18 protein-coding genes and 1 riboswitch are annotated in these 19,735 nt (G+C 60.8%); of the genes, 12 read left to right on the top strand and 6 right to left on the bottom strand.

Annotated features, from left to right (window positions below):
* Positions 1-139 precede the first annotated feature (139 nt).
* On the bottom strand, positions 140-2,455 hold the full coding sequence (locus IIY41_RS01485; RefSeq protein WP_050005534.1) for a helix-turn-helix domain-containing protein: 2,316 nt from the start codon (positions 2,453-2,455) through the stop codon (positions 140-142).
* 186 nt (positions 2,456-2,641) lie between these two features.
* Here IIY41_RS01485 and IIY41_RS01480 point away from each other — a divergent pair, with 186 nt between their 5' ends.
* Positions 2,642-3,913, top strand: a complete 1,272-nt coding sequence (locus IIY41_RS01480; RefSeq protein ID WP_287399346.1) for an exonuclease domain-containing protein — start codon at positions 2,642-2,644, stop codon at positions 3,911-3,913.
* Positions 3,914-4,168: 255 nt separating this feature from the next.
* On the opposite strand, the gene IIY41_RS01475 is transcribed toward IIY41_RS01480, so the two are convergent.
* Together IIY41_RS01475 and IIY41_RS01470 are read right to left on the bottom strand one after the other, a co-directional pair.
* Positions 4,169-4,975 carry a peptidoglycan-binding domain-containing protein gene (locus IIY41_RS01475; protein ID WP_287399344.1) on the bottom strand — a complete coding sequence of 269 codons (807 nt, stop codon included), beginning with the start codon at positions 4,973-4,975 and terminating at the stop codon, positions 4,169-4,171.
* A gap of 77 nt (positions 4,976-5,052) precedes the next feature.
* Positions 5,053-5,622 (bottom strand): folate family ECF transporter S component, encoded by a 570-nt coding sequence (locus IIY41_RS01470; RefSeq protein WP_117473975.1) that lies wholly within the window; start codon positions 5,620-5,622, stop codon positions 5,053-5,055.
* A gap of 126 nt (positions 5,623-5,748) precedes the next feature.
* Positions 5,749-5,864: riboswitch (THF riboswitch) on the bottom strand.
* Between the two features lie 158 nt (positions 5,865-6,022).
* Here IIY41_RS01470 and IIY41_RS01465 point away from each other — a divergent pair.
* From IIY41_RS01465 to IIY41_RS01455, 3 genes are all read left to right on the top strand, one after another.
* On the top strand, positions 6,023-7,312 hold the full coding sequence (locus IIY41_RS01465) for an MFS transporter (protein WP_058723245.1): 1,290 nt from the start codon (positions 6,023-6,025) through the stop codon (positions 7,310-7,312).
* A 134-nt stretch (positions 7,313-7,446) separates the two neighbouring features.
* Positions 7,447-9,150, top strand: coding sequence for a M3 family oligoendopeptidase (locus IIY41_RS01460; protein ID WP_050005532.1), 1,704 nt, complete (start codon positions 7,447-7,449; stop codon positions 9,148-9,150).
* Positions 9,151-9,222: 72 nt separating this feature from the next.
* Positions 9,223-9,759 (top strand): hypothetical protein, encoded by a 537-nt coding sequence (locus IIY41_RS01455; protein ID WP_009323787.1) that lies wholly within the window; start codon positions 9,223-9,225, stop codon positions 9,757-9,759.
* A 181-nt stretch (positions 9,760-9,940) separates the two neighbouring features.
* Here IIY41_RS01455 and IIY41_RS01450 read toward each other — a convergent pair whose 3' ends face one another.
* A complete protein-coding gene (locus IIY41_RS01450; protein ID WP_009323789.1) occupies positions 9,941-10,717 on the bottom strand; it encodes an IclR family transcriptional regulator in 777 nt (258 codons plus the stop codon).
* A gap of 251 nt (positions 10,718-10,968) precedes the next feature.
* On the opposite strand from IIY41_RS01450, the gene IIY41_RS01445 reads away from it, so the two are divergent.
* The 5 genes from IIY41_RS01445 to IIY41_RS01425 all read left to right on the top strand — a co-directional run bounded on the left by IIY41_RS01445 (position 10,969) and on the right by IIY41_RS01425 (position 16,214).
* Positions 10,969-11,916, top strand: a complete 948-nt coding sequence (locus IIY41_RS01445) for a bifunctional 4-hydroxy-2-oxoglutarate aldolase/2-dehydro-3-deoxy-phosphogluconate aldolase (protein ID WP_009323791.1) — start codon at positions 10,969-10,971, stop codon at positions 11,914-11,916.
* A gap of 115 nt (positions 11,917-12,031) precedes the next feature.
* Positions 12,032-13,063: a sugar kinase gene (locus tag IIY41_RS01440; RefSeq protein WP_009323793.1), complete on the top strand. Its 1,032-nt coding sequence runs from the start codon at positions 12,032-12,034 to the stop codon at positions 13,061-13,063.
* Positions 13,064-13,208: 145 nt separating this feature from the next.
* On the top strand, positions 13,209-14,570 hold the full coding sequence (locus IIY41_RS01435; RefSeq protein WP_287399339.1) for an MATE family efflux transporter: 1,362 nt from the start codon (positions 13,209-13,211) through the stop codon (positions 14,568-14,570).
* A 179-nt stretch (positions 14,571-14,749) separates the two neighbouring features.
* On the top strand, positions 14,750-15,559 hold the full coding sequence (locus tag IIY41_RS01430; RefSeq protein ID WP_009323798.1) for a M55 family metallopeptidase: 810 nt from the start codon (positions 14,750-14,752) through the stop codon (positions 15,557-15,559).
* Positions 15,560-15,596: 37 nt separating this feature from the next.
* Positions 15,597-16,214: a sugar O-acetyltransferase gene (locus IIY41_RS01425; protein WP_009323800.1), complete on the top strand. Its 618-nt coding sequence runs from the start codon at positions 15,597-15,599 to the stop codon at positions 16,212-16,214.
* 195 nt (positions 16,215-16,409) lie between these two features.
* Here IIY41_RS01425 and aroF read toward each other — a convergent pair whose 3' ends face one another.
* Complete coding sequence (gene aroF / locus IIY41_RS01420) at positions 16,410-17,423, bottom strand: 3-deoxy-7-phosphoheptulonate synthase (RefSeq protein WP_009323801.1); 1,014 nt, start codon at positions 17,421-17,423, stop codon at positions 16,410-16,412.
* A gap of 286 nt (positions 17,424-17,709) precedes the next feature.
* Positions 17,710-17,937 (bottom strand): DUF6809 family protein, encoded by a 228-nt coding sequence (locus IIY41_RS14040; protein ID WP_353806288.1) that lies wholly within the window; start codon positions 17,935-17,937, stop codon positions 17,710-17,712.
* Positions 17,938-18,084: 147 nt separating this feature from the next.
* Between IIY41_RS14040 and IIY41_RS01415 the strand changes: the two genes are divergently transcribed.
* From IIY41_RS01415 to purE, 3 genes are all read left to right on the top strand, one after another.
* A complete protein-coding gene (locus IIY41_RS01415) occupies positions 18,085-18,291 on the top strand; it encodes a helix-turn-helix domain-containing protein (protein ID WP_205489787.1) in 207 nt (68 codons plus the stop codon).
* A gap of 5 nt (positions 18,292-18,296) precedes the next feature.
* The gene (ybaK, locus tag IIY41_RS01410) at positions 18,297-18,776 is read left to right on the top strand and encodes a Cys-tRNA(Pro) deacylase (protein ID WP_009323806.1); all 480 of its coding nucleotides are present in this window, start codon (positions 18,297-18,299) and stop codon (positions 18,774-18,776) included.
* A gap of 414 nt (positions 18,777-19,190) precedes the next feature.
* Positions 19,191-19,697, top strand: coding sequence for a 5-(carboxyamino)imidazole ribonucleotide mutase (gene purE, locus IIY41_RS01405; RefSeq protein ID WP_009323808.1), 507 nt, complete (start codon positions 19,191-19,193; stop codon positions 19,695-19,697).
* The last annotated feature ends 38 nt before the right edge of the window (positions 19,698-19,735 follow it).

Below are 19,735 nucleotides of genomic sequence, written 5' to 3'. Positions count from 1 at the left end.
GACGTTTTCCGGCCGGGCCCTTGAGAAAAAACAGCCCGCTTTCCTCCGGATGTAATATTCCGGAAGAAGGCGGGCTGTTTGCTTTTAGGGTTCTGCCTGACAAAGCGGCGGCTGCGGTGAAAGAAAGCGCTTTTGCGCTTCATTTGTGCTGCGCACGGTAATCGCCGGGCGTGGTGCCCTCGTACTTGCGGAACAGGCGGATGATGCCGATCTCGCCTGCGTAGCCCAGCCGTGCGGCAACCTCCCGCACCGGCAGGTCGGTGCCGGTCAGCAGCGCTTTGGCCTGGGCCAGCTTGCGTCTGGCGATGTAATCCTTGACATTTTCGTCCCGGTACTTTTTGAATACGTTGGAGATGTACTGCGGCGTCACGCCGAACGCTTCCGAAAGAACGGTAAGGTCGGGGAACTCCGATTCCGCGCAGTTGTCGATGTACGCCGCGATGCGCTCCACCAGCTTTTCCGTTTTGCTTTGGGCGCGGTTTTCATGGGCAGCGGCAAGCCGGGCGATATGCTCGGACAAGCGGCGGCGGGCGTAGTCGATGCTGGAGCTGTTCACCACCTGCTCCACAAGCTGTTCGTCAAAGTCCGCGCCGCCGCCCTGCGCCAGCGCGTCACTGTTGGCAAGGCGCTGCAGCGTGGCGGCAAGCTGGTACAGCAGGCTGCGCGCGGCAGCCGCGCTCACACGTTTTGTTTCAAAGTTTGCGGTAAAGATGCGGCCCAGCACCTCCTGCGCCTTGGCCGCGTCTCCGGCGCGCACATATTGCAGAAGCTGCTGTTCGGCCTCCAACGGATAATAATAGTCCGAATGGGTAACGTCCAGAGCCGTGAACAGCACGGGCTCCGTGCCGCCTCCGGCCTGCAGGCGGCTGTACTCCAGCGCCTTTCGGGCCTCGTCGTAGCAAAGGGGAAGCTGCTCCAGCCCCTGCTCCATGGCCGAAACGCCTACAAAGATATCAAGCTCAAACTGCTGTGCGCAGAAGCGCGCCAGGGCGTCCCCCTGGCGGGATGCCGCCGCCAATGCGGCGGCATCATTCTCTCCTGAAGGCGGCGAAAGCAGGAATACGCCCTGTGCGCGGCCCAGGTCCAGATACTGGCAGGCCGCGTTTGCGCCGAACAGCTCGCACCCCACGTTCTGCAGCACGAGCCGGGCCACGGAAAGGTTATTTTCCAGCGGGATATTGGAATCCAGGAAAAAGGCGCTGTCCAGGTCCGCCTCGGCCAGTACGGCGATATATGCATCGCCGCCGAAACGCACGCCAAGGGCTTCCAGCTGGCTGCGCGCGCCGTCCCAGTCCAGCGTCTGCCCCAGCAGGAGCTGGAGCAGCAGGTCCCGCACTACGGCGGGGCGCTGGGCCTCGATGATGCGCTGCAGCTCGGTGCCTGAGCGCATCTGATTGAGCAGCGTGGACTTGATGACGGCGAATTCGTCGTCGCCCGCGCCGCCAGGCGCGCTTTGTAAAATCAGGTCGTTAATGTCCTTCACCGGGCGGTAGCTGCGCCGGGCGATGCGCCGCACCAGAAACAGCCCCAGCAGCAGGTATACGGCAAATACACCACCCAAAAAGCCGATGGTGGAAAGGTTGTCGGTAAAATAAAGATTGGCGGGCGACGTGATAAAGTAGGTCCAGCCCGTTTCCTCGGAGACATAGCGTGTGTAGGAGATATGGTCCGCGGTCACCAGGGCCTCCGCGCTGTTCAGCACTCCGGCGGGCAGGCCGGGCGCGTCCGGCGTTTGGTACACGGCCGCGCCTGTTTCATCCAGCACATAGACGCTGCCGCCCGTAGCGGACTGAAGAGACAGCGCATGCGCAAAGAATTTGTCGCTGTCCAGCAGGAGCATCACCTGTCCTGGCGGAGGCGCGCTGCTGCTGATGGGGATGGACTGGACGTAGGGAATGACGCGGATCACCGTGTCAGAATCGTACTGACGCAGCCCGCCCGCGGGAAGATAATCCTGAAAATGGTATTCCGCCAGCGTGCCTTCGCGCAGCGCCTGGGCTGTGAGATCGGTAAATTCGTAGATGATATCGAAAAACTTGTCCGCGCTCATCCGCACCGTGGAGGTGACGACCTCGTCGGTGCTGCGCACATAAAGAAAATAATCCAGCAGGAAATCCCGCGAAACGGCCATCCCGGCCATCTGGTCCATCGCGTCGTGCACGGAGGAAACAGACGGATGCTTCACAAGGAACTGCAGCCGGGAGTTGAACACCAGGCTGTTGCCCAGCTCCTCCACATAACGCAGGTTTTCCTCTACGTCGTTTTTCAGTGAGGTGAGCAGAGCCTGCTTATTGAGGGCCTCCTCCCGGCGCAGCTGCTGGGCGACCTCCGCTCCGAAAAACAGACAACTGCTCAGAGAGACGAGCAGAATAAGGGTATACGAAAGCAGGAAGAACGAGTATACGCGGCTCTTTTCCTTTTTGGCCCTGTGCGGCGCGGCTTTTTCTGTCGGCATCCCGGCGTTCCTCCTCCCGGCGTCAATGCGGAGTTCCCGCCGGGAAAAGCGGCGCGGCGCGCGGCTCCCGGCGGGAACGCTCTGCTTATAATGGTAAGGGAAAAAGAGCGGTTTGTCAAATGAAACCGGCGGCTGTATAATAGTTGTAAGAAGATTTTGTACAAACAGGCGGAACGGGGGAGAAGCATGACGGAACTGGCAGTGCTGGACTTTGAGACAACGGGCCTTGTGCCGGGGCAGGACGAGGTGCTGCAGGTGGCGGTGGTGGATGAGACCGGAGCGGTGCTGATGAACGAATACTGCCGCCCACAGCGTCACACGGCGTGGGCCGACGCGCAGAAGGTGAACGGCATCGCACCGCAGGACGTGTGCGGCAAACCTCCCTTCGAGGCGCTTGTGCCGCGCCTGCAGGAGATTTTATCCGGCGCGCGGCGGGTGGTGGCTTATAACGACGGGTTTGAAAAAGCCTTCCTGGATGCCTACGGCATTCCGTCCCGCGGGCTGCGCTGGGGGGAGGACCCAATGGCCGCTTTTGCGCAGCAGATGGGCGGGCAGAAGCGAAGCCTTTCCGCCGTCGCGTCGTTTTTCGGCTATGAATTCGAGGCGCACGACGCGCTGGCCGACGTGCGGGCCACGCTGTATCTTTACGAGCGGCTGGTGGACGGCGGGCTGCTGCGCTGGGCAACGCGCAATGCGTCGCCCGCGTGGGGGCAGTCGCCCCGGGGCCCGGTAGCATACCAGACGCTGCCGCCCGAGGATATGCTGCGCCTGCTCAAATGCCTGGGCCTGTGCCCGCTGACGGCGGCGCAGGCCCGGCAGCTGTGGTATAAGGGCATCTATACCGCGTCGCCCCGCCCCTGCGAGATTGTGGGGTTTCAGAACCGTTCCAAAGAGGACGGCTGGCTGGTGGTCGCCGTGGAAGCGGACGGCATGACGTATCTTGTGTGCGACGATTATTTGCGGGAGATGCAGGCTCCGGCCTTTGGCGGAGATGGCGCGGCGGCGTCCGTCCCCGGGCAGGCCGTGGGGACGGGACGGACAGGGCGCGCGTCCCGGGCTGGTATAGCCGCGCGTGGAAAAGCGGAAGGCGCGGCAAACAGCCGCTACGCGGCCTTTGCCCGCAAGAGTGCAGCCCTGAAGAACGTGGAGGCAAACCCGGATGCAGACCCCTCCAACCCGTTTTACGGCAAAGCCGTCGTATTTACCGGCGACATGGAGATGCCCCGGGCCGAAGCAGCCCAGGCGGTTGCGGAGCTGGGCGCCCATGTGAAGAGCGCCGTTTCCCGCAAGACGGATTATCTGGTCGCGGGCGCACAGGACCCGGCGCTGGTGGGTGCGGGCGGGCGCAGCGGCAAGGAGGAAAAGGCCGCCGCTCTGAACGAAAGCGGCCAGGGAAAAATCGAGATCCTGGAGGAAGCCGCCTTTCGCGCCCTGCTGGCGCAGGCGCGCGGGCAGTGAGCTTTGTCCGCCGGCTCCTGTCTGGAAAGAATGTACGGCTGAACGCCCTGTCTCGAGTGCGGCGGCAGCTTGGACATCCAATGCGCTCAATCTCCATAAAAATGGCCATCGGCTGTTTTTGGGCCATGCGGCCCGTCCCCGGCCGGCGGCCATTGAGATAAGTTTTTTATAGCGGGACAATAAAGAATCCCGGCCCGGGAGGCGGACGCCTCCCGGGCCGGGTGCGCGATACGGCCGCGCGGGATGAGCGCCGCCTTACAGCGTGGCGTTGAATGCGGGGATGAGCGCCGCCCAGGTAGCGCTGCCTACCACGCCGTCTACCGGCAGGCCGGCGGTGGCCTGGAACAGACCTACGGCACGGGTGGTGTTCTGGCCGTAATTTCCGTCCACTGTCAGCAGAGGACGGCCGCTTATGCCGTTCAGATAGCTCTGCACAAAGCGGACGTAATCGCCGGTGGAGCCTACGCGCAGCGGTACGCCGGGATACTGAGTGGTAACGTGCGTGGGGTTGCCCGCCTGCATGGCGTTATGCACGGAGACGATCTTGTTCCAGGTATCCTTGCCCAGAATGCCGTCGGCGGAAAGGCTGAACTGGCGCTGGAAGCGGCGCACGGCGTTGGTCATATTGTTTCCGTACGCGCCGTCCACGGTCTGCGTGCTGATGCCGGTGTAGATGCGTGCAACTTCGTTCAGACGGCCCTGCATGTGGCGCACATCCTGGCTGCGGTCGCCCGGGCGCAGGGGAATGCCGGGATAGGTGTCGGCGCTGCCGCCGATGGTGGCATTGTAATCGCTGACGATGGCGTTCCAGGTATCGTGGCCGATGACGCCGTCCATCGAAAGACGGTTGATCACCTGATACTGCATCACGGTGCTGGCGGTGGCGGAGCCGTACCGTCCGTCCACGACCAGACGGTTGAGGGTGGGGTACTTGGCGTCGCGCAGGCCGTTCAAATAGGTCTGCATCCGCGCGACTTCGCTGCCGGAGCTGCCGGGCCGCAAAGCGGTGCCGGGATAGACGGGATCGACTACGGCGAGGACTGCATTATTATTTTCAAGCATAAAAATTGCCTCCTTCTGCCCCATGGTATGCGCGCGGCGTGCGCCGCGTGCGGGGGCGGAAAGGAGGCTGTTTTGCGTTACAGAGCTTTTTTGCGGTGCGTTTCCACAGCTTTCAGCAGAAAATACAGCAAAGCGGTGTCCAAAGGCAGCTTAACGGCATTTTTGATAAGCCGCATGCCGGAAATCACGAAAGCGTTGCCGTACATGATATTCAGCCACAGCGGCGTGAGCACCAGGTTGATGACGAGCACCGCGGACAGGCAGGCGCAGAACGTGCGCCACAGGGACACGGGTTTTTTGTACAGCCAGCAGCCGTATAAAAAGCCCAGCAGGAACTCGTTGAGCGTGAAGCCGGGAAAAAAGCCGCCGTTGGGCCGCAAAAAGTAGCCCGCCACGTCGGTGACGATGCCCATTAGCCCGGCCAGCCACGGGCCGTACAGGAACGCGCACGTTCCTGCGGCCAGAAAGGAAAAGCCGATCTCCAGAAACTGGCTGACCGCGATGGTAAACTGGTTGAGCACCAGGCTCAGCGCCGCCAGCATGGCGGCCCCGGCCAGACTGGCGGTGCGCCGCACCTCGCGGGCGGCGTCGGACAGGCGGCGGGGAAAGGCGCGCAGGGAATCGAATGTGGATTGAAAAGCAGACATGAAAAAACCTCCTTTATTTTGGCGTTGCCGCATAAAGGAGGCAAAAGGCCCGCGCACAGCCGCACGGCGGCGCGCTTGCGCGCGGCTCCGGGCGGCCCTGGCAGGCCCGTGTTGCATTCGTCATGCAGCAGCGGGATGCGAAGCCTGCACCGCAAGCGGTGCTTTTCGTCCGTTCCGCAACTCCCCGTCGGAACGGCACTGCGGCCCTTTTTGGGGGCCAACGCGCAGGCTTCTACTCTGCGATAGGGTTATTATAGGACGGCGGAAGGAAAATTGCAAGTATCCGCGCGTTTTTTCTTTCAAAGCGCTGCGCCCCATGATACAATACAGGCAGAATGAAAAATATTTTGGGCGGCGGGCCGCTTGCGGGCGCGCTGTCTGCGGAAAGCGGGGCAGTCGCATGGAAAAGATATCGCGCAAAAACTGGGCGCTCATCTGGGTGCTGGGAATGGCGGGGCAGATCTGCTGGAACATCGAAAACTCCTGGTTCAATACCTTTGTATACCGGAAGATCGCGCCGGACCCGTCCATCGTGGCGTGGATGGTGGGCGTTTCCGCCGTGGTGTCCACCTTCTGCACGTTCCTCATCGGCACTGCAAGCGACAGGCTGGGCAGGCGCCGCCCGTTCATCGCGTTCGGGTACATCCTGTGGGGCGTGTTCACCATCGGCTTCGGCGTCACGGAGTTCCTGCCGAAAGATCCGCTGTGGCTCGCGGCCACCTGCGTGGTGCTGGCGGACGCGGTGATGAGCTTTTTCGGCAGCATGGGCAATGACGGCGCGTTCAACCCCTGGACGACCGATATCTCCAGCGCGGGCAACCGCGGCAAGGTGGGCGGCGCGCTGGCCGTGATGCCGGTGTTCGCCACCATTTTCGGGGCCATTGTGTCGGGCATTATCATTGACGCGCTGGACTTCTTCGCGTTTTTCACCATCATGGGCGGCATGGTCATTGCTGTGGGCGTGCTGTGCCTGTTCACGCTGCGGGATGCGCCGGGCCTCGCCCCCAACCGGGACCCACGGGGTTTTTGGCACCAGTTCGCCGCTGTGTTCGATTATAAGATCGTGGGCCGCAACCGGGAGCTGTTCTGGGTGTTTCTGGTGATGATGGTGTATTTCATCGGCTTCAACGTATATTTCCCGTACATCACGGTTTACTTTACCGACAACCTGGGTATGGACTACACGCTCACGGGCGTGGTGCAGGGCGCGGGCCTGCTGGCCGCATCGGTGCTCACCATTCCCGCCGCCCGCTTCATCGACCGCGGCAAGTGCGGGCCGGTCATCGCGGCGGCCGTGGGCTGTAATCTGCTGGGCCTTCTGGGCGTCAGCTTTTCCACGGCGTTCGTTCCGCTGCTTATCGGTGTGTTCGGCGCCGGCGCGGGGTATATCCTGGTGCTGCAGGCGCTGACAGCGTGGATCAAAAACCTGTATCCGGAGGACCAGCGCGGCCAGTTCGAGGGTGTGAAGCAGCTGTTCTTTGTGTGCGTGCCCATGATCGTCGGCCCGGCCATTGCCACCCCTGTTATCAATGCTTTCGGCGTTGAAAAAATTGTCAACGGCGTGGCGGGCATGGTGCCCGGCAACAGTCTGTTTCTGATTTCGGGGCTGGTGACGCTGCTGGCGCTTTTGCCGCTGCTCCCCGCCGCGCGCATGGAAAAAGCGCGCGCCGGAGCCGCGGCGCAGCCGTAAAATGCAGACGGCCCGGCCCAGGTTCTTTTGGAGGGCGCCGGGCGTTTTGCATATTCTCTTTCCCGCCGCTCTATGATAAGATACAATTGTAATGCAAGGCGCGGCCCGTGCGCCGCGAAAAAGGAGTTGTTTGGATGAAATTTGAACAGATGCAGTACGCTCGCCCGGACTTTGACGCGGCGCGGGAAACCTTTGCGTCGCTGCGCGCGCGCATCGCCGCCGCGCCGGACGCGCAGGCGCAGCTGGAGGCGTTCCGGGAATTTGAGACGCTGAGCCGCCATATCTCCACCATGTCCACCCTGGCTGAGATCCGCCACACCGTGGATACGCGGGATGCGTTTTACGAAGCCGAGCGGGAATTTTTTGACGCAAACAGCCCGGCGCTGGGCGAAGCCCAGCTGGACGTGTACCGCGCGCTGCTGGCCTCGCCGTTCCGCACACAGCTGGAGCAGGCGCTGGGCAGGCTCACTTTTGAAAAAATGGAGGTGGACGTCAAGTCCTCCGACCCGGCCATTCTGGAGCTGATGGCGGAGGAAAACGCCCTCACCACGGCTTATGAAAAGTTGTACGCCTCGGCGCTGATCGAATTTGACGGCAGAAAAAATACCGTCAGCCAGATGAGCCTTTACAAGCAAAACCCGGACCGAGCCGTGCGCAAAGCCGCCTACGAAGCCGAGGGAGCATGGTTTGATGCGCACCGGGCCGAGCTGGACGAATTGTACGATAAGCTGGTGAAAAACCGCACGGCCCAGGCACGAAAGCTGGGTTATGAGAATTTCATCCCCCTGGGCGCCATCCGCATGCGGCGCATCGGCTACACGCTGGAGGACATGGCCGCCTACCGTGCGCAGATCAAAAAAGATTTCGTGCCCGTGGTGGCGGAACTGAAGAAGCTGCAGTATGCCCGCACCGGCGTGGCGGACCCGAAATTCTACGACGACGCGTTCTGCTTTGCGGACGGAAACCCCGCGCCCCACGGCACGCCGGAGGAAATACTGGCCGCGGGCCGCGAAATGTACCATGCCCTCAGCCCCGAGACGGCGGAATTTATTGACGAAATGTTCGACGGAGGCCTGTTCGACGTGCTCTCCAAGGAGGGCAAGGCCCCGGGCGGCTACTGCACCTACCTGGCGGATTACAAAGCGCCTTTCATTTTCTCCAACTTCAACGGCACGTCCGACGACGTGGACGTACTGACGCATGAAGCGGGCCATGCCTTTGCCGCGTGGGTGGCCGCGCGGAAAGACCTTCCCATGATTCTGGAGGAGCCCGGCATGGAGAGCTGCGAGATCCACTCCATGTCCATGGAGTTCCTTACGGCGGAGCATCACGAAAAATTCTTCGGCACGGACACGCCCCGGTATGAACTGGCCCACGCCGAGGACGCGATGTACTTTTTGCCATACGGGACCATGGTGGACGAATTCCAGCACATCATGTACGCCGAGCCGGACCTGACGCCCGGGGAGCGCAACGCAGTATGGGCAAAGCTGGAAAGCGAATACCGCCCCTGGCTGGACTTCGCGGGCCTGCCCTTCTACGGACGCGGCGCGGGCTGGCAGCGCCAGCTGCACATCTACGAGGTGCCGTTCTACTATATCGACTACTGCCTGGCCCAAACGGTGGCGCTGCAGTTCTTCACCGCGTTTCTGCACGACAAAAAGGACGCCTGGCGGCGGTACCTGGCTCTGGTGGGCGAGGCCGGCGGCAAGACGTATCCGGGTCTCGTGGCGGCGGCCGGGCTGGACAGCCCGTTTGCTCCCGGAACGCTGGCGAAGCTGGGCAAAGAAGTGGGCGCGTGGATCGCGGCGCAGGACGCCGCGCTGAACGCCCGGTAAAGGACCCGGCTCCGGAATGGACCGGACAGAAAAGGCCCGGGAAGGGCAGGGCGGAACAGGAGGCCTGAAGATATGATACAGGAAAAGGGAAAACGAAGGGCCCGGCGCGCGCCGGCGCTGCTGGCGGCGTATCTTGCGCTTGCGCTTTTGGCGGGCTGTGCCGGCGGCGCGGGCAGCTCCGCGGCGGAACAGAACAGTGCGTCCTCCTCCGGTGCGGCGGAAAGCGCGCTTTCCGCCCCCGCTGCGCCGCAGGAGACCGTTTTCTCCGGTGCGTCCTCCTCCTGCCTGCCGTCCGAACCGCCGGAGGATGCGCCGGAAACGCTGGGGCCGGGGCATTTTACCAGCGTACAGGATCGCACGGAGGGGGAGCAGGATCCCTATTTGGAGCTATACGCCGACGGCACGTTTATGTTCATGTGCAATGTGTATCAGGGGATGACGACGTATCTGGGAACGTGGAGCTATGAGAGCGGCGTTCTGACGCTGACGCGCCCCAGCGCGGAGGAGACCTATGTTTTCTTCGCGCAGGACGCCGACACGCTGCTGATGCACAGCGGAGACCTGGTGATGACGCAGCCCGGCGCAGTGCTCACACGGCTGGCGCAGTAGCATAGAAAGCGGGCGCGGTGCAAAACCGCGCGCAAAAAGCATAAACAACAAAAAACACGCCCTGAAGCGAAGCGGAATGCTGCCTCAGAACGTGTTTTTTCTTTTTTGGTATTTTCCCTGCGCCGATTGTTTATGATAATTTTATTCTGCGCCGCACCCGTTTGTGCCTGTATGCCGCGATCTACTTCCAGCCGAGGTCGCGCAGAATATCTTGCCGCGCGGCAAGGCCCATACGCGCCAGATGCTCGATGCGGTCGTCCGTCATCTGCGCGGCAAGGCCCGAGATGCTGAACGCCGCCTCCGCACGGCCGTTCATGCCCGGCACCGCCAGCGCCACACAGCGGATGCCCAGCTCGTTTTCCTCGTCGTCGATGGCATAGCCCGCCATGCGCACGCGCTTGAGCTGCTCGATGAATGCGTCGAAATCCGTGATGGTATGCGCTGTCAGCGCCCGGATGCTGCTTTTGCGCCACACGCGTTCGGCCTCGCCGTAGCTCTGGGTGGCCAAAATGGCCTTGCCTACGCCTGTGCAGTACATGGGGATGCGAAGCCCCACATGGCTGGACATGCGCATGCCGCCCAGCCCGGCGCCGGCCTCCGCCTTATAGATGTATACGATGTCCACGCCGTCCTGGATAACCAGATGCACCGCCTCGCCCGTATGGCGGGAAAGCTTGTCCAGATGCGGCTTTGCAACGGACATGATATCCATATCGTTGACGATGCCGCTGGACAGCTCGAACATCTTCATCGTCAGCCGATAGTGCGTGGAGAAACTGTCCTGCACCGCATAGCCCAGCGATACAAGGCTGGAGAGCAGCCGGTGCGCCGTGCTTTTGGGCAGGCCGCTCTCGGCGCTGATGGTCTGCAGGGACGCGCCCTTGGGGTGTGCGCACAGGACTTCGATCAGTGCGAAGATGCGTGCCACGCTCTGCACGCCGCCGTTGCTGTTTTCCACAAGAGCACCTCCTTTTCTTTGTTGCGTTCCACAATGCGAAACGGTTTTCCGTCTGTATTGTAACTTGTTTTGCGCCAAAGCGCAAGCCCCCGGCCCCGCTTGGATGCAAGAAATATCCGCTTTTGGGCAAAAAACGCAAGAATCGCATTGACAATAAAACCTGTTCGTTTATAATGAAGCCAGAAAGAAAGTGGAACGGCGTTCCACAATATGGAACACACCCCCACCGGGAATAAAAGGAGAAGATTGCTATGAACGACGTGATTCAGAAAATCTACGACATCGGCATCGTGCCCGTCATCGCCATCGACGACGCAGACAAGGCTGTGCCTCTGGCAAAGGCCCTGGTCAAAGGCGGCCTGCCCGCGGCCGAGGTCACGTTCCGCACCGCAGCGGCCGAGGAGGCCATCAAGCGCATCGTGGCCGAAGTACCTGAAATGCTGGTGGGCGCGGGCACCGTGCTGACGAAGGAGCAGGCGGACCGAGCCATCGCCGCCGGCGTCAAGTTCATCGTCAGCCCGGGCTTTAACCCCGAGATCACCAAATATGTCATCGACAAGGGCATGCTGATGATGCCCGGCACCGCTACTCCGGGCGAGATGGAGCAGGCCATGAGCATGGGCCTGGACGTTGTGAAATTCTTCCCGGCCGAACAGAACGGCGGCGTCGCCAAGCTGAAAGCCGTGGCCGGCCCTTACACAAACCTGCGCTGGATGCCCACGGGCGGCGTCAACGCCAAAAACCTGCTGGACTACCTGTCCTTTAACAAGATCATTGCCTGCGGCGGCACCTGGATGGTGAAGAAGGACCTCATCGAGGCCGAAAACTGGGACGAGATCGAGCGTCTGACGCGCGAGGCCGTCAACACCATGCTGGGCTTCGAGGTCAAGCACATCGGCATCAACACCGAGAACGCCGAGGAAGCCATGAAGGCCGCCAAGCTGTTCGAGCTGATGTTCGGCTTCGACGTTTCCGAGGGCAACAGCAGCATCTTCTGCGGCAGCCGGGCCATTGAGATCATGAAAAAGCAGTATCTGGGAAAGAACGGCCACATCGCCATCGGCACCAACACGCTGCCCCGCGCTATCGCCTATTTCAAGAGCCGCGGCTTCGAGTTCAACGAGGAGACCGCCAGCCCCAAGGCCATTTACTTCAAAGACGAGATCGCCGGTTTCGCCGTCCACCTCGTGCAGAAGTAATTTTTTACAGCTTTGCACAGCAAGGCTGTAAAAAGCGGCCTGAGCTGCGGCATTTGCGGTTCAATGTTTTTATAATTGCAGATAAGATATATAAAAGACAGGAGAGTATTTTTTCATGGCAAAGAAAGTTGTTACCTTCGGCGAGCTGATGATCCGCCTGCAGCCCTATAACTACGAGCGCTTCGTCCAGGCCGACCACCTGGAATTCACTTTCGGCGGCGGCGAGGCCAACGTGGCCGTCAGCCTGGCCAACTATGGCCTGGACGCCGCTTACGTCACCAAGCTGCCCGCCCACGCCATCGGCCAGGCGGCGGTGAACAGCCTGCGCCGCTACGGTGTGGACACCAGCAAGATCACCCGCGGCGGCGACCGTGTGGGCATCTACTTCAACGAGAAGGGCGCTTCCCAGCGTCCCAGCGTGTGCATTTATGACCGCGCCCATTCCGCCATTTCCGAGGCGACTACGGCTGATTTCGACTGGGATGCCATTTTTGAGGGCGTGGAGTGGTTCCACTTCACCGGCATCACCCCGGCGCTGGGCGCCAATGTGGTGGAGATCTGCAAGGAGGCCTGCAAGGCCGCGAAAGCTCACGGCGTGAAGATCAGCTGCGACCTGAACTACCGCGGCAAGCTGTGGACGCGCGACGAAGCCCGCGCCGCCATGACGGAGCTGTGCCAGTATGTAGACGTGTGCATCTCCAACGAGGAGGATGCCAAAGACGTATTCGGCATCGAGGCCGAGAACACCGACATCACCGGCGGCGAGCTGAACAAGGAAGGCTATAAGAGCGTGGCCAAACAGCTGGCGGACAAATTCAACTTCGAGATGGTCGCCATCACGCTGCGCGAGAGCAAATCTGCCTTTGACAACGACTGGAGCGCCATGCTTTACAACGTGGCCAAGGATGAGTACTGCTTCTCCAAGCTGTATCATCTGCACATCATCGACCGTATCGGCGGCGGCGACAGCTTCGGCGGCGGCCTGATCTACGCCCTGCTGTCCGGCAAGGACACCCAGGCTGCGGTGGAGTTCGCGGTGGCGGCTTCCGCCCTGAAGCACTCCATCGAGGGCGACTACAACTTCGTCACCGTGCCCGAAGTGGAAAAGCTGGCGGGCGGCGACGGTTCCGGACGTGTACAACGGTAATTAGCGCTTACCGTTATACAATAGATACGCCGGTATTTCCGGTGTTCAAAGAGTCTTCAAGCACTCAAACACTCATTACCTCCCAAAAGCAAAAGGGCCGCCCTGCCGGGCGGCCCTTTTGCACGGGAGAGGCAGGAGGAGACCCGTGCAAGCCCAAAATCCGAAAATTCATGTAGAGCGCTCGTTTTACCGCAGCCTGCTGGCGCTCACACTGCCTGTGGCGCTGCAGAATGTCATTTCGTACAGTGTCAACCTGATGGATACCCTGATGCTGGGCGGGCTGGGCGAGGTGACGCTCTCTGCCACCAGTCTGGCCAACCAGGTGTTCTTTATTTATACCGTAGCCATATTCGGCGTGGCGGGCGGCGCCATCGTGCTGTGCAGCCAGTACTGGGGCAAAAAGGACGTGGATTCCATCTGCCGCGTCGCCAGCCTGGCGCTGCGCATTTCGGCCGCGGCGGGGCTGCTGTTCACACTGGTGCTGTTTTTGTTCCCGCGCCCGGTGATGCAGATATTCACCGCCGAGCCCGCCGTTATCGAGGCCGGCGCATCCTATCTGCGCATCGTGTCGCTGTCGTATTTCTTCTACGGCGTCACGTCCACATTCCTGGTGGTGCTGCGCAGCGTGGAGACCGTCAACGTCTCGGTGGCGATCTACGGCGTGTCGTTTGCGGTGAACGTGTTTTTCAACTACGTGTTCATCTTCGGCAAGTTCGGCGCGCCGCGCATGGGCGTGGCGGGTGCCGCCGTCGGCACTGTGCTGGCGCGCGTGGCGGAGTTCGTGATGATCATCGCCTATATGCTCGTGTGGGAAAAGAAGATCCGCTTCCGCCTGCATATGCTGCTGTGGCCGTCGGGCGGCCTCGCCCGGGACCTGGTGCGCTACGGTTTGCCCGTGATGCTCAACGAGCTGCTGTGGAGCGTCGCCATTTCCATGCACTCTGTCATCCTGGGGCATATGAGCAGCGATATCGTGGCGGCCAACAGCATTTGCAATGTGATGTTCCAGATGGCAACGAGCATCATCCTGGGGGTGTCCAATGCCTCGGCCGTTCTGGTGGGCATGCTGGTGGGCCGGGGGGATTATCCGTACGCCCGGGCCTGTGTCAACAAGCTCATCCAGATCTACGCCGTCATCGGCGTGGTGTGCGCGGCGCTGCTGCTGGCGGTGAAGGGGCCGGTCATCGGCATTTATGACATCAAGGAAAGCACCCGCGTACTGACCGACCAATTGATGTATGTATATGCGGCGGCCATTTTCTTTATGGCGTTCACCTGCCCGCTGATCAGCGGTGTGCTGCGCGGCGCGGGGGATACCCGTTTCGCGGCTGTCACGGATGTGGGCTGTATCTGGGCGATGGTCCCCCTGGGCGCGGCAGCGGCATTCTGGCTGGGCGCGCCGCCGGTGCTGGTGCTGGCCGTGCTGAAATGCGACATGCCGCTGAAGGCATTTTTCTGTCTGCGCCGCATCGCGGGCGGCAACTGGATCCGCAACGTCACGCGGTAAAGGCCGCGCGCGGAAAATACGGAGAGAGGGTTGCCCGCCCGCCACATATCCGGGCGGACAAACGATTTTTCAACAGGCAAAGCGGCCGTGTATTTGCACGGCCGCGGTTTTGTGCTATGATGAAAAAAACGCCCCCGGCGGCGCGCCGGACGCCAAGGAGGAAGAAAAGGAGAAACGCCATGAATCTGTTCATTTCCAGCGATATCGAAGGCACCTGCGGCATCGCCGCATGGAGCGAGACCGAGCCGGGCAGGCCGGACGGGGATTACGCCTATTTTAAGCAGCAGATGAGCCGGGAGGTGGCCGCGGCCTGCCGCGGCGCTCTGGCGGCAGGCGGCGAGCGCATTCTGGTAAAGGACGCTCATGATTCCGCCCGCAACATCGACCCCTCTGTTCTGCCCGAAGAGGTGCAGATCAACCGGGGCTGGGCGGGCGATGTTTACAGCATGATGAGCGGCATCCAGCACGGCGATTGGGACGCGGCAGTCTTTACCGGTTATCATGCGGCCGCCTGCTGCGACGGCAACCCGCTTTCCCACACCATGAACACCAGTGTGGATTATGTGGAGATCAACGGCGTGCGTGCCAGCGAATTCACGCTCAACGCCTATATGGCGGGCTATCACGGCGTGCCGGTGTGCTTTGTTTCCGGCGACGCGGCGCTGTGCGACAGTGCACGGCGCATGATACCCGATATCGCCACGGTGCCCGTCAATAAGGGGGACGGAAACTCTGCCACCAGCCTGCATCCGGCGCTGGCCGTCAAGCGTATCGAGGAAACGCTGCGCGCCCAGTTGGAGAGCGGCGCGTACCGTACCTGCATCGTGCCCATGCCTCCGAAGTTTGAGATCATCATCCGCTATAAGGAACACCGGGCGGCCTACCGCTGCAGCTTCTACCCGGGCGTGGAACAGGTGGACGAAAAAACGCTGCGCTTCACCTGTGTGGATTATATGGACGCCATGTGCCTGTTTCAGTTCGTGCTGTAAGGCTCCGGCCGCGCAAAGCAGAGGAGGAAAGCGGAGTATGACACAAAAGGAACGCATGCTGGCGGGCCTGCCCTATAAGGCGTGGATGGACGGCCTGCCGGAGGAACGCGCCCGGGCGCAGCGTGCCTGCTGGGAATTCAACCGTCTGCCGCCGGATGCGCGTGCAGAGCGCACGGCGCTGCTGCGCGGCCTGTTCGGCAGAACGGGCGAGCATCTGCACATCGAGGAGCCGTTCCACTGCGACCTCGGCTACAACATTGAGGTAGGCGAGTGGTTCTATGCCAATTACAACTGTGTGATCCTGGACGTTTGCAGGGTGACCATTGGCGACAATGTGATGTTTGCGCCCAACGTCGCCATTTATGCGGCGGGCCATCCGGTACACCCGGCCGCGCGCAATTCGGGCTACGAGTACGGCCAGCCCGTCACCATCGGGAATAACGTCTGGTTGGGCGGCAATACAGTGGTCACGCCCGGCGTGACCATCGGGGACAACGTGGTGGTGGGTGCGGGCAGCGTCGTCACCCGGGACATCCCGGCAAATGTTGTTGCGGCGGGCAACCCCTGCCGCGTGCTGCGCGCCATCACCGAAGCGGACGCGGATTATTATTTTAAAGACCGGAAATTCGACGTGGATTGGCGCGCCGAGCTTTGATGCGCTTCGTGCGGCAATAAGGCCCGGAGCCGTGCGGAAAGCAGCGCGGCTCCGGGCCTTATTGCGGGATGCGCCGGAACGGCGCGCTTAGCGATGTTTAAAAAATAGAGAAAATGCTGTGTTCTGAGAACTTTTAACGAAGCAAACACCGATTCCTGTTGGAGAAAACAGCTTTTTCGATTTTTTAAGCGTCCCCTAGTTGATGGCCTTGCCGAAGAAGGCGCTGGCGGCCTTGACCTTGCCCATCAGCGCGTCGAACTGTGCGGGCGTCAGGCTTTGGGCGCCGTCGCTTTTGGCGTGGGGCGGGTCGTTGTGGACTTCGATCATCAATCCGTCCGCGCCCGCGGCAATGGCGGCCATGGCAAGCGGCTCCACCATCCAGGCAATGCCCGCGGCGTGGCTGGGGTCAATGACCACGGGCAGATGGGTCTTGCTTTTGAGCATGGGCACCGCGGAAATGTCCAGTGTGTTGCGCATGCTCGTTTCAAACGTGCGGATGCCGCGTTCGCACAGTACGACGTTTTCATTGCCGCCGGCCATGATATATTCGGCGCTCATCAGAAATTCTTCGATGGTGTTGGCAAGGCCGCGTTTGAGCAGAACGGGCGTTTGCAGCTTGCCCAGTTCCTTCAGCAATTCAAAATTCTGCATGTTGCGCGCGCCCACTTGGATCATATCAACGTCGGCAAAGAGGGGAACGTGCTCGGTGTTCATGATCTCGGTGACGATGGGCAGCCCGGTGGCGGCGCGGGCCTCGCGCAGAAGCTCCAGGCCCTCGGCGCGCATGCCCTGGAACGCGTAAGGGGAGGTGCGGGGCTTGAACGCGCCGCCGCGCAGGATGCCCGCGCCGCTGCGCTGTACGTCGCGGGCGACTTCCACGATCTGGCTCTCGCTCTCCACGCTGCACGGCCCGGCCATCACGGAGAAATGTCCGCCGCCGATCGTATGTCCCGCCACGTCCACAGCGGTGTCCGCCGGATGGAATTTCCGGTTGGCCTTTTTATAGGGCTCGCTGACCCGCTTCACATCCTCGACAAAATCATTGGCGCGCACAAGGTCGATGTCCACGCTGGATGTGTCGCCGATGAGGCCGATAAGGTGCGTGTGCTCGCCCTCGGAATTGTGAATTTTGAGGCCCTGGGCTTCAAAACCGGCGCAGAGCTGCTTCACCTGCTCCGGGTTCGCGTTGTTTTTAAAAATAACGATCATACTGCATACCCCTCTTGCGATTTAAAATTTTAAAACAAAAAAGCCGGCAGCGCTCTGCGCTGCCGGCTTATCAGTTTACAAAAAATTATTTTGCATCCTGAACCGTTCCACAGCAAACAGAGCCATTACCTGTAAAGTAATAGCCAAAATAATAATAGTTTGCAGTTGTAAACGAACGGTCCGGCATGGTTTTCCCCCAGCGGAAAAGATTTGTTAGCAGTATACGCGCATTCGGCGCATTTGTCAAGGGCAGCCTTTCGCCGGGGTAAACGAGGCCTTGCGCTTCTCATCCCAGAGCCTCGAAAGCCAGACGCAGGCCGAGCCCCACGCCTTGTGCGAAGATGGCGGTCTCCCGGTGCAGCCCGGCAAGCTCTTCGCGGTCGCACAGGGCTTCATACAGCTCGTTCTGGCTCCGGGAAAAGGTGGCGGTGAACCGACCTTTCAGTTCTTCCGTTTCCCGCGCCAGCGCGCGCTGTTCGTCTGTAAGCGGGCAGGCGCGTCTCCACCGGGATATTTTCGCCTGTGTACCAATCTTTTATGATGCTTTTCACAATCCATTCTCCTTTGTTTCACAAATAGTAAAAAACTATTTCAAGTATAATTCACTATTGGTGAAAAAGCAAAATGGAATATATTATCATAAAACGAAGGGGGTGCCTGCATGGATTATATTGACCGTATCCGCGCGCTTCGCAAAGCGCAGGGGCTGACGCAGAAAGACATGGCGGATGTACTCGGTGTGGCAACCTCAATGTATAACATGTATGAAACACGGCAGCGTCGGATGTATGTGGAAACTTTTGCAATGCTGTGCAGTTATTTCGGCGTGTCTGCAGATGATCTGTTAGGCACCGGCAAAGAAGAGTGAACAAAATGGCAGAATTCAAAACAAACGTCATGCGGATGCTTGACAAGGAAAAGGTGCCCTATACGCCCCATACCTACGACCACGGCGACGGCGCCATCGACGGAGCGTCAGTTGCGGCAAAAATGGGGCAGGACCCCGCCCGCGTGTTTAAAACACTGGTCACACAGGGCGCGGGAAAAAGCTACTTTGTATTCGTCGTGCCCGTGCTGGCCGAGCTGGACCTGAAGAAGGCCGCAAAAAGCGTGGGCGAAAAAAGCGTAGCCATGCTCCATGTGGCCGATATCAATAAGGTCACCGGCTATGTCCGCGGCGGGTGCAGCCCGCTGGGGATGAAGAAAGCCTACCGCACCGTGTTCGACCGCAGCGCGCTTGCGGGCGCAAGCATCATCGTAAGCGGCGGCAGGATTGGCTATCAGATCGAGCTTGCGCCCGAGGAACTGATCCGCCTGGCGCGGGCGGATACGGCGGATATCATCTGCGGCTGACGGCGCCGGTTCCGCATTGTAAAATCTGTGTAAGACAATCAACCAAAAAAGCCGCCCGGCGGCATAAGGTTCTTGTTGTTTTCTCTGAAAATTCGCGCCGCCGCCGGAAAGCGATTGCTTTTATTCCGGTTTCATAGTACGATGATAATATCCTTTTTCTTCGCACCGAACAAGCTGTTCAGAGGAGGTACCGGGATGCAATCAATCGCTTTGGGAACCGCTGCGTACCCGGGGCGGAGTGTAAGCCGCCGGCCTTCCCGCCGGGGCAGTGCGTCTGCGGGATACCGCGCGTTTTTTCGGCGCGCCTGCGGGCTGCGGAAAGAGGATACCGCGCTGAAACTGCAAGCATAAGGCCATGGTGTAACTGCACCACGGCCTTTTTTCTTTTCAGGGACGCACAAAGGAGATGGATTTATGGAAAACACCAAAAAAGTAGCCATCATCATGGGCTCGGACAGCGACTGGCCAACGGTAAAAGCCGCGGCCGCACAGCTCAAAAGCTGGGATATCCCGTTTGAGGTGCGCGTAATGAGCGCCCACCGCACCCCGGCCGCTGCGGCGGAGTTTGCAAAGCGCGCGGCGGAAAACGGCTTCGGCGTGATCATCGCGGCCGCGGGTATGGCCGCCCATCTGGCGGGCAGCATCGCCGCGAACACCGTGCTGCCCGTCGTCGGCATCCCCGTTAAGGGCGGCGCGGTGGACGGCCTGGACGCCCTGCTGGCCACCGTGCAGATGCCCAGCGGCATTCCTGTGGCCACCGTTGCGCTGAACGGCGCCAAAAACGCCGCCGTGCTGGCCGCTCAGATGCTGGCCATCCACGACGCGCGCATCGCCGCGCTGCTGGCGGAGGACCGGGAGAAAATGGCCCGCTCCATCGCTGAAAAGGACGCCGCCATCCGGGCCGAGGCGGCCGCGCTGTAAGGAATGCTTTCCAAATATCTTTTTATTTTTATAAAACA

The sequence above is a fragment of the Ruthenibacterium sp. genome, from assembly GCF_017421385.1.
Lineage (GTDB): Bacteria > Bacillota > Clostridia > Oscillospirales > Ruminococcaceae > Ruthenibacterium > Ruthenibacterium lactatiformans.
Note: the sequence above shows the minus strand (reverse complement) of the source record. Positions and strands in the feature narration are given on the sequence as shown.